This is a genomic window from Cribrihabitans marinus (genome assembly GCF_900109035.1).
Classification (GTDB): Bacteria; Pseudomonadota; Alphaproteobacteria; order Rhodobacterales; family Rhodobacteraceae; genus Cribrihabitans; species Cribrihabitans marinus.
Genome location: NZ_FNYD01000001.1, coordinates 1 through 15,746 on the forward strand (window position 1 = coordinate 1; position 15,746 = coordinate 15,746).

Consider the following 15,746-nt stretch of genomic DNA (forward strand, 5'->3'; position numbering starts at 1 on the left):
TGTAAGGGGCGGAAAGAACAGACATGGCGTGATCCTCAACTTCTTGACTCCAAAATAGGAATCTCAGTTGGGTTTGTCAAATATACAATCGCCAAAAAGAAAAGTCCTAACCCGAGGGCGCGAAGGGCGGCATGATCCGGCCCTGGCCCTGGCCGCGCGTGCTGCGCGCACTAAGTGAATGCGTCAGGGTATCAGGGAGATAGCGCATGTTTCGCAAGTTGTTTCCGATCATTGTGTCACTGGCGGCGGGATTTGCCGGGCCGGTGACGGCGCAGGAGTTGCAGAGCGCGGCCGGGCCGCTGCGGTTGGAACGCGTGGTCAGCGGGCTTGACGCGCCGTGGGGGCTGGGCCTGCTCCCGGGCGGAGGGGTCCTGGTCAGCGAGCGCGGCGGCCGGTTGCTGCTGGTCGCGGACGGGCAGGCCCGCCCGGTGGCCGGCGTGCCGAAAGTCCGTGCGCAGGGGCAAGGCGGGTTGCTGGACGTGACCGTGGCCCGGGATTTCGCGCAGAGCCGCGAGGTGTTCCTGACCTTCGCCAAGGCGCAGCCCGGCGGCGCCGGTGGCACGGCGCTGGCCGTGGGGCGACTGAGCGCGTCGGGCGACCGGCTGGAGTCGGTCCGGATCCTTTTCGAGGCGGCGGATGGCGGTAGCGGCGGGCGGCATTTCGGCAGCCGCGTGGTCGAGGCGCCGGATGGCAAGCTTTTCGTGACCATCGGCGATCGCGGCAAGCGCGACCTGGCCCAGGACCTGTCGACCCACAACGGCACCGTGATCCGCATCAACCGGGACGGAAGTGTGCCCGCCGACAACCCCTTTGTGGGTCAGTCCGGCGCCCGGCCCGAGATCTGGTCCTATGGCCATCGCAATCCGCAGGGCGCCGGGCTGGACGGCCAGGGGCGGCTGTGGATCTCGGAACATGGCGCGCGGGGCGGTGACGAGGTGAACCGGATCCGCAAGGGCGCGAATTACGGCTGGCCGGTGATCTCCTACGGGCGGCACTATTCCGGCGCGAAGATCGGCGAAGGCACCGCCAAGCCGGGCATGGAACAGCCCGCGCACTACTGGGACCCCTCCATCGCGCCCTCGGGCCTTATGGTCTATTCCGGCAAGCTCTGGCCCGAATGGCGCGGCGACATCTTTGTCGGAGCGCTGAAATTCGACCATATCGCCCGGCTCGAAGGCACGCCGCTGCGCGAGGTCGAGCAGATCTCGGGGCCTGAGACCGAACGGCTGCGCGACATCGTCGAGGCGCCGGACGGGTCGATCTGGTTCATCTCGGTCGGGCAGGGGGCCGTTTACCGGATGACGCCGGGCGGCTAGCCTGAATGCACCGGAATGGGTTTGAGAGGACGGACGGATGCAAGGGATCAAACGGGCCGCGATCGCGGTGGCGCTGGTCACGTCGTTCTGGATCGGCGGCGCGGCCGCACAGGTCCGCGACAGCGTGTTCACGGATTACGACAGCTACTCAAGCTATGTGGATCGTTCGATCATGTCCCGCCAGTTCGGCCCCTTCATCCAGGCCATGGGCGGGCGCGACGAATACACATCCGAGCAATTGGCCGGCGTCGAGCGGCAGTTCACCCAGATCTATCCGGTCGATTTCGAAGAAGGCGGCACCTTCAACCGGCGTGAGCTGGGCAGCGGCATCATGCAGGAGGGGCGCTATTTCCGAACCGGCGACCGGTACGTGTATTACTACGCGCTGTTGCACCAGCGCGACGACAGCCTGATCGTCCTGGAATTCGCGCTGAACTCGGATGCCGAAGTCATCATGAACAAGTTCTGACGTTCCTGGGCGGCACTTACACCGACAGGCGCGCGCCCTGTGCCCCGCGTTCACGGTAAGGCGTCGTGTTGTAATGCGCCCGGTAGCATTTCGAGAAATGGCTGGGCGAGGCGAAGCCGCAGGCCAGCGCCACGTTGATCACGCTCATGTCGGTCTGCATCAGCAGGTTGCGCGCCTTCTGCAGGCGCAGCTCCATGTAATACCGCTTGGGGCTGCGGTTCAGGTAGCGCCGGAACAGCCGTTCCAGCTGGCGCGTGGACATGCCGACATCCTTGGCCAGGATCGACGGGCTGATCGGCTCCTCGATGTTCTTCTCCATCATCTGGATCACCTGGCTCAGCTTGGGATGGCGTACGCCGATGCGGGTGGGCGTCGACAGACGCTGGGTGTCCTGGTCGGTGCGGATCGAGGAATAGATCAGCTGATCGGCCACCGCATTGGCCAGGTCCTCGCCGTGATCGTTGGCGACGATCTTCAGCATCAGGTCGATCGACGAGGTGCCGCCGGCCGTCGTCATCCGGTTGCCGTCGATGCGGAACACCGACTTGGTCAGCTGGACCTCTTCGAACTCTTCGGCAAAGCTGTCGGTGTTCTCCCAGTGGATCGTGGCCTGCTTGCCGTCGAGCAGCCCCGCCCGCGCAAGCGTATAGGCGGCGGTGCACAGCCCGCCGATGGTCAACCCCTTGCGCGCCTCGCGCCGAAGCCAGCCCAGAAGCCGTTTGGTGGTGGCCCCCTGCACGTCGATGCCGCTGCACAGCATGACCACGTCATCGCGCTGCAGCTCGTCCAGATCGCCGTCCAGCTGAAACGTGGTGCCGGCGGAACAGGACAGCGTGCCGCCGCCTTCACCGATCAGCCGCCAGACATAGAGCTCGCGATTGGCCATCCGGTTGGCAATGCGCAGGCATTCCAGAGCCGAAGCGAAAGAGAGCAGGCTGAAATGCTCCAGCAGGACAAACACGAACCGGCGCGGCTTGACCGCATCGCTGATCGGCGGGGGGGTATGGCGTTGCTCTGGCATGCTCTCGTCGTTCCGGGCTCGGGCCATGTCCCCGGGGGCATGGCGTGACCGATCCGATGACCTTGCTCAGAGGATGAATCCGGCGTCAAGTGCCGCATTTCGCATATGGTCCTTGTTCCACGCATTTTGTATAGAGGCCTCTGACGGGATACGCAGCGGAGACAAGAGCGATGACCGAGTGGCAGAAATCGAACTGGCGCAACAAGCCGCGGGTTCAGATGCCCGACTATACCGACGCGGCCGAACTGGCCGCCGTCGAGGCGCAATTGTCGAACTATCCGCCGCTGGTCTTTGCCGGCGAGGCGCGCCGGCTCAAGCGGCATCTGGGTGCCGCCGGCCGGGGCGAGGCGTTCCTGCTGCAGGGCGGCGACTGCGCCGAAAGCTTCGAGCAGTTCAGCGCCGACGCCATCCGTGACACGTTCAAGGTCATGCTGCAGATGGCGATGGTGCTGACCTATGGCGCCAAGGTTCCGGTGGTCAAGGTGGGCCGCATGGCCGGCCAGTTCGCCAAGCCGCGCAGCGCGCCGACCGAGACTGTGGATGGCGTGGAGCTGCCCAGTTATCGTGGCGACATCATCAACGAGCTGGACTTCACGCCCCAGGCGCGCATCCCAGATCCGCGCAAGATGCTGCAGGCCTATACCCAGGCGGCGGCGACGCTGAACCTGCTGCGGGCGTTTTCCACGGGTGGTTTCGCGGATATGAGCCGGGTGCATTCCTGGACCCTGGGTTTCACCGACGGGCAGGAGATCGAGAAATACACCGAGGTCGCCACCCGCATCCAGGACACGATCGACTTCATGCACGCCGCCGGCATCACCGCCGACACCACGCATGAATTCTCGTCGGTGGAGTTCTACACCAGCCACGAGGGCCTGCTGCTGGAATACGAGGAGGCGCTGACGCGGCTCGATTCCACCTCCGGCAACTGGCTGGCGGGGTCCGGGCACATGATCTGGATCGGCGACCGCACCCGCCAGCCCGATGGCGCGCATGTGGAGTTCTGCCGCGGGGTGCTGAATCCGATCGGGCTGAAATGCGGGCCGACCACATCGCCCGAGGATCTCAAGGTTCTGATGGAGCGTCTGAACCCCGAGAACGAGGAAGGCCGCCTGACGCTGATCGCGCGCTTCGGCGCGGGCAAGGTGGGCGAGCATCTGCCGCGCCTGATCCAGACAGTGAAGGATGCGGGCGCCAAGGTCACATGGGTCTGCGACCCGATGCACGGCAACACGATCAAGTCGTCGAGCGGCTACAAGACCCGCCCCTTCGATTCGGTGCTGCGCGAGGTGCGCGAGTTCTTCGCGGTGCACCAGGCCGAGGGCACGATCCCCGGCGGCGTGCATTTCGAGATGACCGGCCAGGACGTCACCGAATGCACCGGCGGCGTGCGCGCAGTGACCGACGAGGATCTGAGCGACCGCTATCACACGGCCTGCGATCCCCGGCTGAACGCCAGCCAGTCGCTGGAACTGGCCTTCCTGGTCGCCGAGGAACTGACCAAGCGCCGGGCGGCCGGCGCGGATCGCGCCGTCGGCTGAGGCTCTGGACGCGCTGACCTGTGACAAAAACGGCGGGCTTTGGCCCGCCGTTTTCCGTTTGTCCGGCCGGTTTCGCGCGCCGGCTCAATCGGGTCGCGCGGCCACCAGCCGCAGGCTGCGCCTGCGCGAAGGATCAACCTCGGGGCGCGCGGCAAGATCGGTGATCTGCGTGCCCGTGATGGTGAGCCGGCAGGGCGGCAGGGCGTCGCGGTCCCCGTCGACCACGAGCACCCCCAGGGCGCGGCTGACGGCGCCCGCGTTGTCGCGCAGCGGCAGAAGGGCCATACCCGCCGACTGCCTGTCACCGCAGCGTGCCGCGCCCACCGCCAAGGACAGATGCGCCGATCCCGGCCCATCGAACACCGAGCGCAGCACGTCGCTGAACCCGGCGCGCGAACGCGCATCGAAAAGCGCCGTCATCGGCATCCCGCGCAGGTCCATCCCCGCCAGGCCGTGCAGGACCCGGCCGGCCAGCCGCACCCGCGCCAGACCGGGCGCGATGCGCTCCAGGAGGAGTGTCTGATCGAGGATGTTCCCAAGCCCACGCGGATCCAGGTCCGAGCGGCGCGGGATCGCTCCCGGTCCGCCCATCGCGGTCCAATAGGCCTCGGCCTGCCGGATCGGCGACAGGCTCTGCCCGGTTCCCAGCCGACGCAGCGGAACGACATTGCCGTGCCGGTCTGCGTCTGTCCGGCTCCTTGTTCGGGCTTGTGGCGTCGATCCCATCTCATCTCCTCCCGCCTGTCGCCCGACCGGCCACGGGCCACGGGCGAAATCTCCCGAAAGCAAGCCTGACACGGTTTGAGGCAAATTTTGAGGATTTCCTTAACCCTTGGTTAATCCCGTAAAACTTGAACCAAATCGGCGGGTCTTGCCCTGAGGCGCCGATTGGCATTAGGTGCGGCAACCGCTCCGGCACCCGGCCGCAATCGCGAAAGGACCCCGATGATCCGATCCATGACCGCATTCGCCTCGGCCAAGGGCGCCTTGCCGCCCCATGCCTGGAGTTGGGAGCTGCGCAGCGTCAACGCCAAGGGGCTCGACCTGCGGATCCGCGTGCCGGACTGGATCGAAGGGCTGGAGGCCGCGTTGCGCGCCGACCTGGGCAAGCGCATGGCCCGCGGCAGCGTCACCCTCTCCCTGCGGATGAGCCGTCAGGACGAGGCGGCGGCGCTGGCGCTGAACCCGGCGGCGGTGGAGGCCGCGCTGGACGCGGTGACCGAGGTCGAGGCCCGCGCGGCCCGGCGCGGCCTGCCGCTGGCGCCGTCGCGCGCGGCGGATCTGCTGGGGCTGCGCGGCATGTTCGACACCGCCGGGGCCGAGGAGGATACCGCACCGCTGCTGGCGCGGCTGCGCAGCGAACTCGCCCCCCTGATCGACGCCTTTCTCGACATGCGCCAGTCCGAGGGCGCGGCCCTTGCGGTTGTCCTGAACGAACAGCTGGATCGCGTCGCGGCGCTGGCCGGGCAGGCGGCGACACTGGCGGAGGCCCGCAAGGCGGCGATGGCCGAGACCCTGCGCGCCAACCTCGCGCGCGTCCTGGACAATACCGAAGGCGCCGATCCCGACCGCGTGGCGCAGGAACTGGCACTGATCGCGGTCAAGGCCGATGTCACCGAAGAGCTGGACCGCCTGTCCGCCCATGTCGACGCCGCCCGCACCCTGCTGGCCGAAGGCGGCGCGGTGGGCCGGCGGCTGGATTTCCTGATGCAGGAGTTCAACCGCGAGGCCAACACCCTGTGCTCGAAATCCCAGAATGCCGAGCTGACGGCGGTGGGGCTCGAGCTCAAGGCGGTGATCGACCAGATGCGCGAACAGGCTCAGAACGTGGAATGACGGACGGGGACGCAAACGGCATGGCAAATCGCAGGGGACTGCTCATCATCCTGTCATCGCCTTCGGGCGCCGGGAAATCCACGCTGGCCCGGCGTCTGCGCGACTGGGATGACAGCATCGTCTTTTCAGTCAGCGCCACCACCCGCGCGCCGCGTTCGGGCGAGGTCGAGGGCAAGGATTACCACTTCATCTCCGAGGCCGCGTTCAAGACCGCCGTGGCCGAGGGGCAGATGCTGGAACATGCCCATGTATTCGGCAATTTCTACGGCTCGCCGCGCGGCCCGGTGCAGGATGCCATCGACCACGGCCGCGACGTGCTGTTCGACATCGACTGGCAGGGCGCGCAGCAGATCCGCAACTCGGCCCTGGGGCAGCACACGCTGTCGATCTTCCTGCTGCCGCCTTCGATCACCGAGCTGCGCCGCAGGCTGGAGAGCCGGGGCCAGGACGACGCCGAGACCATCGCGCGCCGGATGCAGAAAAGCTGGGACGAGATCAGCCATTGGGACGGCTATGACCACGTGCTGATCAACGACGATCTGGATGCGACCGAGGATCGGCTCAAGACCATCATCACCGCAACCCGCCTGCGCCGCATCCAGCAGCCCAGCCTGACCGAGCATGTGCGCACCCTGCAGACCGAGTTCGAGGATCTGACATGACACTTTATACATTGGATGGCCAAGCGCCCGACATCGCCGAGGACAGCTGGGTCGCGCCCGATGCCAACCTGATCGGAAACGTCGTGCTCGAGGAGGGCGCAAGCGTCTGGTTCGGCAGCACGCTGCGCGGAGACAACGAGGAGATCCGCATCGGCGCCGGCAGCAACGTGCAGGAGAACAGCGTCATGCACACCGACCCGGGCTATCCGCTGACGGTGGGGCAGAACTGCACCATCGGGCACAAGGCGATGCTGCACGGCTGCACGATCGGGGACAATTCGCTGATCGGGATGGGTGCCACGGTGCTGAACGGCGCCCGGATCGGGCGTAACTGCCTGATCGGGGCCGGCGCGCTGGTGACCGAGGGCAAGGAGATCCCGGACAATTCGCTCGTGATGGGCGCCCCCGGCAAGGTGGTGCGTCAGATCGACGAGGCCGGCGCGCGCGGCCTGACGCTCAGCGCCCAGCACTACCAGGACAACATGCGCCGGTTCCGCGCCGGGCTGAAGGAGGTCGAATGACCCGCAATTCGCGCGGCTCGCTGGTCCGCCCGCATCCGCTGCCCGACAGCGCCTCGCACCCGGTGGTGACACCGCTCAGCCCCTCGGTGGTCTATGCCTCGGACACGCCCGACGCGCTGGACGCCCAGTACGAGGGGCGCGTGCACGGCTATACCTATTCGCGCGAGGGCCATCCCAACGCCGATGTCGTGGCCCGGCGCCTCGACGCGATGGAGGGGGCCGAAGGCGGCGTCGTCACCGGCTCGGGCATGGCAGCGGTCTCGACCGTGCTTCTTGGGCTGCTCAAGGCGGGCGATCACGTGGTCGGCGGCAACCAGCTTTACGGCCGGTCGCTGCGGATGATGGCCGAGGACCTGCCGCGGCTGGGCATCGCCACCACACTGGCCGATCCCGGTGACGTGGCCGGGGTCGCCGCCGCGCTGCGCCCCGAAACCCGGCTGGTGCTGGTCGAGGCGGTGTCGAACCCGACCCTGCGCCTCGCCGATATCGACGGGCTGGCCACGCTCTGCCGTGAACGGGGGATCCTGCTGGCGGTGGACAACACTTTCACCACGCCGCGCGCCTTCCGGCCCTTCGATCACGGGGCGGATATCGTCATCCACTCGATCACCAAGCTGCTGGCGGGCCATTCCGACGTGATGCTGGGCTATGCCGCCGCCCGCGATTCAGACCTGACCGAGCGGATGCGGGTATTCGCCGTCACCGCCGGGCTGACGCCCAGCCCGTTCGATTGCTGGCTGGCCGAGCGCGGGATGCTCAGTTTCGACCTGCGCTTCGACCGGGCGCAGGCCACCGCCGCCGCGCTGGCCGATCACCTGGCCGGGCTGAGAGGCGTGCGGCAGGTTCTCTATCCCACGCGGGCCGATCACCCCGACGCCACGCGCGCCAATGCGCTGCTGGGCGGGCAGGGCTGCAACATGGTCAGCTTCGAGCTCGACGGCGGCCGGGCCGCCGCCAACGCCTTCACCCGCGCCGCCGAGGGGCTGAGCTTTGCCCCGACGCTGGGCGATGTGGGAACCACGCTGTCGCATCCCGCGTCCTCCTCGCACCGGGCGCTGAGCGCGGAAACCCGAGCCGAGCTGGGGCTGTCCGAGGGTTTTTTCCGCGTCTCGGTCGGGCTGGAGGATCCCGAGCGTCTGGCCGCGATCTTTACCGAGGCGGTGGCCCAGGCCACGAGCGGCTGAGCCGGACCGATGGCGGATGCGCTCATTGACGCGATTCTGGCCGCCACGCCCTTGCCCGCCATTCTGGTCGGGTCCGACGAGCGGATCGCCGGGGCCAATGCCGAGGCGCAAGCGCTTCTGGGGGCGGCGCTGACGGGTCGCCATTTCGCCGCCATCCTGCGCCAGCCGCCGCTGGTCGAGGCGATCGAGCGCTGCATTGCGGAACGAAGCCCGCAAACCGCGCGGCACCTGTCGCGGGACGGCGCGCATGACACCACCTACGAGGTGCATTGTCGGCCGCTTCCGGGATTGGGTGCGGGGCAGGGCGATGCGGTGTTCGTGAGTTTCGTGGACCTCACGCAGATGGAACAGGCCGGCCAGATGCGCCGCGATTTCGTCGCCAATGTCAGCCACGAGCTGCGCACGCCGCTGACCGCACTGATGGGCTTCATCGAGACCCTGCGCGGCGCGGCGCGCGACGACGCCAAGGCGCGCGACCGGTTCCTGGGCATCATGGAGGCCGAGGCCAACCGGATGAACCGGCTGGTCGGGGATCTCCTGTCGCTCAACCGCGTCGAGAGCGAGGAACGGGTGCGCCCCGCCAAGCGGCTCGATCTCGGTACGCTGCTGAGCTCGGCGCTGGCGACCCTGCGCCCGCTGGCGGACGAGGCCGGCGTCGAGCTGAACCTGACCGTCGGACAGGATCCCGTCGAGGTACCGGGCGAGCCCGACCAGCTGCGCCAGGTGGTCGTGAACCTGGTGGAAAATGCCATCAAATATGGCGGTGCAGGCGGCTCGGTGGATGTCGCTCTTACGGTGCTGGACCATGACGCGGCGATGCGCGGGCCTGCCGCGCGGATCGAGGTCACGGATCACGGCCCCGGCATCGACCCGGTGCACCTGCCGCGTCTGACCGAGCGGTTCTATCGGGTCGACAGCCACCGCTCGCGCGAGATGGGAGGAACCGGGCTGGGCCTGGCAATCGTCAAGCATATCCTCAACCGGCACCGCGGCCGCCTTCGTGTGGACAGCGCGCCGAGCAAGGGCGCGACCTTCACGGTGATCCTGCCACGCTGAGGCGCTCAGCGCGGCAGCCCGTCCTCGGGCTCGGCCTTGCCGGCGAGCCAGTGGCGAAAGGTGGTCAGCGCGGGGTCGCGCGCCTTTTCATGGGGCCAGACCAGGTAATAGGCGCCGCGCGCCTCGATCGGGCCGCCATGCGCGCGCCGCAGCCGCCCCGTCGCCAGGTCCTGCTCGGCCAGGTATTCCGGCAGCAGCGCCAGACCAAGACCGTGCAGCGCCGCCTGTATGATGGTCGAGAACTGATCGTGGATCGTGCCGGGCAGGGGGCCTTGCAGCGTAACGCCATGCGCGGTGAACCAGTCCTGCCAGGCATCGGGCCGGGTCTGGATGTGCAAAAGCGGCCGACGCAGCAGGTCGCGGGCCTGCGGCAGGCCACCCTGGGGCAGCATCCCGGGCGCGCCCACCGCTTCGACCCGCTCGCCGCGCAGCAGCAGCGCGTCGGTCCCGGGCCAGTCCGTTTTTCCGAAATGCAAAGCCGCATCAAAGGGTTCTCGGGCAAAGCTGAACGGGCGCAGCTGCGTCGTCATGTTGATCGTGACATCCGGGTGCAGCCGCGCGAAATCGGGTAGGCGGGGCATCAGCCACCGCATGCCGAAGGCGGGCAGGATCGCCAGGTTCAGCGTGCCGCCTGCCGGTTTCACCTGCAGCGACAGCGAGGCCTGCGCGATGCGGTTCAGCGCCGGGCGCACCTCGGCCAGGTAATCCCGCGCCGAAGGCGTCAGCGCCAGCCGCTTGCGGTCGCGCTGGATCAACCCGACCCCCATCTGCGCCTCGAGCGCCTGCAACTGCCGGCTCACCGCGCTTTGCGTCAGCGACAGTTCTTCGGCCACGGCCGAGGCCGAACCGAGCCGGTCCAGCGCTTCGAGCGCGCGCAGGGCCGCAAGCGAGGGCAGGAGGCGTCTGTTCGGGTTCATCCATGCCAAATACTCATGGAAACCCGCGAAAGTCTCGCTGTTTTTTGCGCTTTGCTCAGATTATGCTGCGCAGGATTTCCAGATTGAGGAGCCATGCCATGAACGCCCCCGAGACCAAGCCTGCATTGCGCGCCAAGGATGCACCGGATCTGGGCCGCTTCGACTGGGAGGATCCGTTCCGCCTGTCGGACCAACTGTCCGAAGAGGAACGCATGATAGCGCAAAGCGCGCGGTCCTATGCCAGGGAAAAGCTGATGCCGCGCATCACCGACGCCTTCCGGAACGAGGAAACCGACCCCGAGATTTTTCGCGAGATGGGCGATATGGGGCTGCTGGGCACCACCATCCCCGAGGAATATGGCGGGCTGGGGTCCGGCTACGTGTCCTACGGGCTGGTCGCGCGCGAGGTCGAGCGCGTGGATTCGGGCTACCGCTCGATGATGTCGGTGCAAAGTTCGCTGGTGATGTACCCGATCTATGCCTACGGCTCGGAGGAGCAGCGCCGGAAATACCTGCCGAAACTGGCCAGCGGCGAATGGATCGGCTGTTTCGGCCTGACCGAGCCGGATGCCGGCAGCGACCCGGCCGGCATGAAGACCCGCGCCGAAAGGACCGAAGGCGGATATCGCCTGACCGGCAGCAAGATGTGGATCTCGAACGCACCGATTGCCGATGTCTTCGTCGTCTGGGCCAAGTCCGACGCCCATGACGGGCGCATCCGCGGCTTTGTGCTGGACAAGGGCGCCAAGGGGCTGAGCGCGCCGAAGATCGAGAACAAGCTGTCGCTGCGCGCCTCGATCACCGGCGAAATCGTGCTCGATGGCGTCGAGGTGGGCGATGAGGCGCTGCTGCCGCATGTTTCGGGCCTCAAGGGGCCGTTCGGATGCCTCAACCGCGCGCGCTATGGCATCAGCTGGGGCGCGATGGGCGCGGCCGAGGCCTGCTGGCACGGCGCCCGCCAATACGGGCTGGACCGGCAACAGTTCAACCGGCCGCTGGCGCAGACCCAGCTGTTCCAGCGCAAGCTGGCCGACATGCAGACCGAGATCGCGCTGGGGCTGCAGGCGTCACTGCGCGTCGGGCGGCTGATGGACGAGGCCAATGCCGCGCCCGAGATGATCTCGATCGTCAAGCGCAACAACTGCGGCAAGGCGCTGGACATCGCGCGCATGGCCCGCGACATGCATGGCGGCAACGGCATCAGCCTGGAGTTCCACGTCATCCGGCACATGGTGAACCTGGAGACGGTGAACACCTACGAGGGCACCCACGACGTGCATGCCCTGATCCTGGGCCGGGCCCAGACCGGCTTGCAGGCGTTCTTCTAAGCTCGCAAGCGGGCGCGGGCCGGAGACGGCCCGTGCCCGGCCCATTGTCCGATATTCTCATAATCTGTATTATGGTAACATCTTTGCTGTAGGCGAACGGCCCCCGGGTACGCACGCGCACTCCCTGGTGAGACTAGCGCTCCAGGGCCCTCAACCCCATCTGGGCGAAGGTCGGCACGTAACCCCCCAGCTTGAAACCATGTTCCGGGTTCGACGCGTTGCCGTCCAGGGCGCGCTTGTAGACACCTTGCAGGATCCCGGCCATGCGGAAGAACGCGAAGGACAGGTAGAAGCCGAACCGCTCGATCCCGGCGATGTCGCGGCGGCGGCAATAGGCCTCGATGAATGCGGCGTCCTCGGGCAGCCCGAACTCCGCCCTCCGGATGCCGGCCAGGCCGCGACCCTCGCGCCCGGGCGGCAGCTGCCATTGCATGATCACCGCCGCCAGATCGGCATAAGGATGGCCGATCGTCGACAGCTCCCAGTCCAGCACGCCCAGACATCCCGTGCCGTCGCGCCGGAACATCAGGTTGTCGATGCGATAGTCGCCGTGGACAAGCGTGCGTTGGCCGTCATCACCCGGCAAGGCCGCGGGCAACGCGGCGATCAGTTCCTCCATCTCGGGCAAGCTCTGCGTCTCGGCCGCGCGGTATTGCTTGGTCCAGCGCGCGATCTGGCGTTCGAAGTAATTCCCGCCGGGTCCGAAATCGTCCAGCCCGGCAGCCTCGATATCGACCTCGTGCAATGCGGCAAGAACGCGGTTCATCTCGTCGATGACCGCACCACGCGCCTCGGCGTCGAGATCCGGCATCAGAGGTTCGGCGAAGTTGCGACCGTCCAGGTGCTCCATCACGTAGAAGGCCGAACCGATCACCTCCGGATCCTCGCACAGCAGATGCATACGCGGGACCGGCACCTGGGTTCCGCCCAGCGCCTGCTGCACGCGAAACTCTCGTTCGACTGCATGCGCGGATTTCAGGATGGCACCCATCGGCTTGCGCCGCAGGACATAGCGCTGACCGGGCGTTTCCAGCAGGTAGGTCGGATTGGATTGACCGGTTTCGAACTTGCGCGCGGCAACCGGGCCACGAAACCCCTCGAGCCGGTTTTCCAGGTAGGCCGCCACTGCATCGGTATCGAGGTCCTGACCGCCCTGCCCCAAAACGTCCGATTCTTGCGCCATTCGCACTCTCCCGCCGCATAGTCGCCCAAGAGGCCGGATCAGGATCGCACCGGCCGTTCGGATTGGCAACGGGGCCGTCGGCAGCCTCTTTCCGGCGGATTCCCGCGTGCTATGCACAAATGGTTGACGCAGCGGCATCACGCTTCCGCGAACCGTGGAAGCCCATCTGGACAAAGCGCGGCGAGGGCCTGTATCAGAATCGCGTCTATGGGGATGCAAGTGAATGGCACGAGTTCTGGTTCTGAACGGGCCCAACCTCAACTTGTTGGGCATCCGGCAGCCCGAGGTATACGGAGCGACCACACTTGAAATGATCGACGCCGCCTGCCATGCGCATGGCGAGGCTAGCGGGCTGGCGATCACTTGCCGGCAAAGCAACCACGAAGGCGTGCTTGTCGACGCCATTCACGAAGCCCGCGGGACGCAGGACGGTATCGTCCTGAACGCGGGCGCCTATACCCACAGCTCGATCGCCCTGCGCGATGCCATTTCGTCGGTTGCGCTTCCGGTGGTCGAGGTGCACCTGTCCAACATCCACGCGCGCGAGGCGTTCCGCCACCAATCGCATATCGCGCCTGTGGCCCTAGGGCAGATCTGCGGCTTCGGGGCGCAGGGCTATATCCTGGCGCTAGACGCGCTGGCCGCGCATCTTGATGGCGGGACGAGCGCCCCATGAAACTGACCGACTACCTGACCTTCCTCAGCTACTCCAAGACACTCGAGGAGCTGTGGGCCGCCCATACCGAGCAGATGGCCGAGTACGGCTTCGTCCGCCTTCTCTACGGGTTCACGCAGTTTCGCACCGCCACATCTCTGGGCGACCCCGAGGATTTCGTCATCCTCACCAACCATTGCCAGGATTACATCGACGGGTTTATCAACTCGGGGCTGTATTTCCATGCGCCGATGCTGCGATGGGCGCTCGAGAACGAGGGCGCCGGCAGCTGGCGCATGATCTCGGAACTGATGGTGACCGAAGCCGCCGATTGCCCGAAAATGCGCGAGGTTCACGCGTTCAACGCCCGGTTCGGGGTCAAGGCCGGCTACACGGTCAGCTTCAACTCGGTCTCGCCGCGGGCCAAGGGGGCGATCTCGCTCTGCGCGGCCAAACATCTGGACCAGGCCGCGGTCGATGCGATCTGGGCCGAGCACGGCCAGGATTTGCTACTGATGAACAACATGGCGCATCTCAAGATCCTGACCCTGCCCTATACCGCGCCGAACCGCGCGCTGACCCGGCGGCAGCGCGAGGCGCTGCAATGGGTGGGCGACGGCAAGACCATCCAGGACATCGCCATGTTGATGGGCCTGACTTCCGCGACGGTTGAAAAGCACCTGCGCCTTGCCCGCGAATCGCTGGCGGTCGAGACCACGGCCCAGGCGGTTCTCAAGGCGACTTTGCAGAACCAAATGTTCTTGGTCGAAGCCTGACGGCGTCTATATCTTGTCCAATCCCAAAGAAAGTGACCTAAGGTAAGGAAAACATGACTTTCGGATGTGCCCCCATTTGCGCAATATGGTGATGTTCCGTGAGTGGTGGCTTTGGCCTGGGAACCTAGGGAAAGAACCCCTGCGATATCAGGGCTCTTCTGACCGTCCGTAGCAGATGTGTATTTTCCGCGTCTGACGAAGGAGCTTATGGGGGACCCCAACCATCCCCATCGATGGGGTTGTCCTGTTAACGACGGCGGTGCTGGTTCAGTCCGGCACCGCCGTTTTCATTTGCGCCCCCGGTCAAAGGAAAACCGGCCACCCGAGGGGGCGGCCGGCGTTACCATACCGAAATATAAAGGCGTTTCCGCCTTACCCCTGGGCCGCCTTGGCGACCTCTTCGGCAAAGTTCTCTTCCTTCTTCTCGATGCCTTCGCCCACTTCCAGCCGGATGAAACCGGTGATGGTGGCGCCCGCTTCCTTGGCGGCGGCTTCGACGGTCAGGTCCGGGTTCACCACGAACTGCTGGTTGAGCAGCGTCGATTCGGCGACGAACTTCTTCATGCGCCCCTCGATCATCTTCTCGATCACCTGCTCGGGCTTGCCCGACTCGCGCGCGATGTCCATCTGGACCTGCTTTTCCTTCTCGACGACCGAGGCGTCCATGTCGGCCTCGCTCAGCGCGGCGGGGTTGACCGCGGCGATGTGCATGGCGATCTGTTTGCCGATCGCGTCGTCGCCGCCCGACAGGGCGACCAGCACGCCGATCTTGCCCATCCCGGGCGCAGCGGCGTTGTGAACATAGGACACGACCGTGTCGCCCTGGATCTTGGCCATCCGGCGCAGGGTCATGTTCTCGCCAACGGTGGCGATCTTGTCGGTCATGGTGTCGGCCACGCTCTTGCCGCCCAGATCCGCCTGCGCCAGCGCGTCGACGTCATCGACCTTGAGCGCGGCGGTGGCGATGCCCGAGACCATGTCCTGGAACTCGGCATTCTTGGCGACGAAATCGGTCTCGGCGTTGACCTCGACGGCCACGCCGGTTCCGCCGTCGACCACGACCGCGACCAGGCCCTCGGCCGCCGTGCGGCCGGATTTCTTGGCCGCCTTTGCCAGGCCCTTGGTGCGCAGCCAGTCGACCGCGGCCTGCATGTCGCCGGCGGTTTCGGTCAGCGCCTTCTTGGCGTCCATCATGCCGGCGCCGGTTGCGTCGCGCAGTTCCTTCACGAGTGCAGCTGTGATTGCCATCTCTCGGCTCTCCTCAAATCAAACGGGTCTGGG

The 15,746-nt window shown here is 66.5% G+C and carries 16 protein-coding genes; 11 read left to right on the forward strand and 5 right to left on the reverse strand.

Annotated elements, in window-relative coordinates:
• The first annotated feature begins 206 nt into the window (after positions 1-206).
• Together BMX57_RS00005 and BMX57_RS00010 are read left to right on the forward strand one after the other, a co-directional pair.
• Positions 207-1,316: a PQQ-dependent sugar dehydrogenase gene (locus BMX57_RS00005; RefSeq protein ID WP_092361276.1), complete on the forward strand. Its 1,110-nt coding sequence runs from the start codon at positions 207-209 to the stop codon at positions 1,314-1,316.
• A 37-nt stretch (positions 1,317-1,353) separates the two neighbouring features.
• The gene (locus BMX57_RS00010; protein WP_092361278.1) at positions 1,354-1,785 is read left to right on the forward strand and encodes a hypothetical protein; all 432 of its coding nucleotides are present in this window, start codon (positions 1,354-1,356) and stop codon (positions 1,783-1,785) included.
• A 16-nt stretch (positions 1,786-1,801) separates the two neighbouring features.
• On the opposite strand, the gene BMX57_RS00015 is transcribed toward BMX57_RS00010, so the two are convergent.
• Entirely contained in the window at positions 1,802-2,806 is a 1,005-nt protein-coding gene (locus BMX57_RS00015; RefSeq protein WP_092361280.1) for a GlxA family transcriptional regulator, read from the reverse strand.
• Positions 2,807-2,976: 170 nt separating this feature from the next.
• On the opposite strand from BMX57_RS00015, the gene BMX57_RS00020 reads away from it, so the two are divergent.
• The gene (locus BMX57_RS00020; RefSeq protein ID WP_092361282.1) at positions 2,977-4,347 is read left to right on the forward strand and encodes a class II 3-deoxy-7-phosphoheptulonate synthase; all 1,371 of its coding nucleotides are present in this window, start codon (positions 2,977-2,979) and stop codon (positions 4,345-4,347) included.
• A gap of 84 nt (positions 4,348-4,431) precedes the next feature.
• Here the strand turns inward: BMX57_RS00020 and BMX57_RS00025 are convergent, their stop codons facing one another.
• Complete coding sequence (locus BMX57_RS00025; RefSeq protein ID WP_092361284.1) at positions 4,432-5,073, reverse strand: PAS domain-containing protein; 642 nt, start codon at positions 5,071-5,073, stop codon at positions 4,432-4,434.
• Between the two features lie 219 nt (positions 5,074-5,292).
• On the opposite strand from BMX57_RS00025, the gene BMX57_RS00030 reads away from it, so the two are divergent.
• Genes BMX57_RS00030 through BMX57_RS00050 form a run of 5 tightly spaced genes read left to right on the forward strand, consistent with a single transcriptional unit; the run spans position 5,293 to position 9,606 of the window.
• On the forward strand, positions 5,293-6,183 hold the full coding sequence (locus BMX57_RS00030; RefSeq protein WP_092361286.1) for a YicC/YloC family endoribonuclease: 891 nt from the start codon (positions 5,293-5,295) through the stop codon (positions 6,181-6,183).
• Positions 6,184-6,203: 20 nt separating this feature from the next.
• Positions 6,204-6,845: a guanylate kinase gene (gene gmk / locus BMX57_RS00035; RefSeq protein ID WP_092362169.1), complete on the forward strand. Its 642-nt coding sequence runs from the start codon at positions 6,204-6,206 to the stop codon at positions 6,843-6,845.
• On the forward strand, positions 6,842-7,366 hold the full coding sequence (locus BMX57_RS00040; protein ID WP_092361288.1) for a gamma carbonic anhydrase family protein: 525 nt from the start codon (positions 6,842-6,844) through the stop codon (positions 7,364-7,366). Before gmk ends, BMX57_RS00040 begins: the two co-directional genes overlap by 4 nt.
• On the forward strand, positions 7,363-8,550 hold the full coding sequence (locus BMX57_RS00045; RefSeq protein WP_092361290.1) for a trans-sulfuration enzyme family protein: 1,188 nt from the start codon (positions 7,363-7,365) through the stop codon (positions 8,548-8,550). Before BMX57_RS00040 ends, BMX57_RS00045 begins: the two co-directional genes overlap by 4 nt.
• Positions 8,551-8,559: 9 nt before the next feature.
• A complete protein-coding gene (locus tag BMX57_RS00050; RefSeq protein ID WP_092361292.1) occupies positions 8,560-9,606 on the forward strand; it encodes an ATP-binding protein in 1,047 nt (348 codons plus the stop codon).
• A gap of 5 nt (positions 9,607-9,611) precedes the next feature.
• On the opposite strand, the gene BMX57_RS00055 is transcribed toward BMX57_RS00050, so the two are convergent.
• On the reverse strand, positions 9,612-10,523 hold the full coding sequence (locus BMX57_RS00055; RefSeq protein ID WP_092361294.1) for a LysR family transcriptional regulator: 912 nt from the start codon (positions 10,521-10,523) through the stop codon (positions 9,612-9,614).
• A gap of 98 nt (positions 10,524-10,621) precedes the next feature.
• On the opposite strand from BMX57_RS00055, the gene BMX57_RS00060 reads away from it, so the two are divergent.
• The gene (locus BMX57_RS00060; protein WP_092361296.1) at positions 10,622-11,851 is read left to right on the forward strand and encodes an acyl-CoA dehydrogenase; all 1,230 of its coding nucleotides are present in this window, start codon (positions 10,622-10,624) and stop codon (positions 11,849-11,851) included.
• Between the two features lie 133 nt (positions 11,852-11,984).
• Here the strand turns inward: BMX57_RS00060 and BMX57_RS00065 are convergent, their stop codons facing one another.
• On the reverse strand, positions 11,985-13,034 hold the full coding sequence (locus tag BMX57_RS00065; RefSeq protein WP_092361298.1) for a phosphotransferase family protein: 1,050 nt from the start codon (positions 13,032-13,034) through the stop codon (positions 11,985-11,987).
• A gap of 223 nt (positions 13,035-13,257) precedes the next feature.
• Here BMX57_RS00065 and aroQ point away from each other — a divergent pair, with 223 nt between their 5' ends.
• Both aroQ and BMX57_RS00075 read left to right on the forward strand, forming a co-directional pair.
• Complete coding sequence (gene aroQ, locus BMX57_RS00070; RefSeq protein ID WP_092361300.1) at positions 13,258-13,710, forward strand: type II 3-dehydroquinate dehydratase; 453 nt, start codon at positions 13,258-13,260, stop codon at positions 13,708-13,710.
• Positions 13,707-14,465 (forward strand): autoinducer binding domain-containing protein, encoded by a 759-nt coding sequence (locus tag BMX57_RS00075; protein ID WP_092361302.1) that lies wholly within the window; start codon positions 13,707-13,709, stop codon positions 14,463-14,465. Before aroQ ends, BMX57_RS00075 begins: the two co-directional genes overlap by 4 nt.
• Positions 14,466-14,837: 372 nt before the next feature.
• Here BMX57_RS00075 and tsf read toward each other — a convergent pair whose 3' ends face one another.
• Positions 14,838-15,713, reverse strand: coding sequence for a translation elongation factor Ts (tsf, locus tag BMX57_RS00080; protein ID WP_092361304.1), 876 nt, complete (start codon positions 15,711-15,713; stop codon positions 14,838-14,840).
• Positions 15,714-15,746 lie beyond the last annotated feature (33 nt).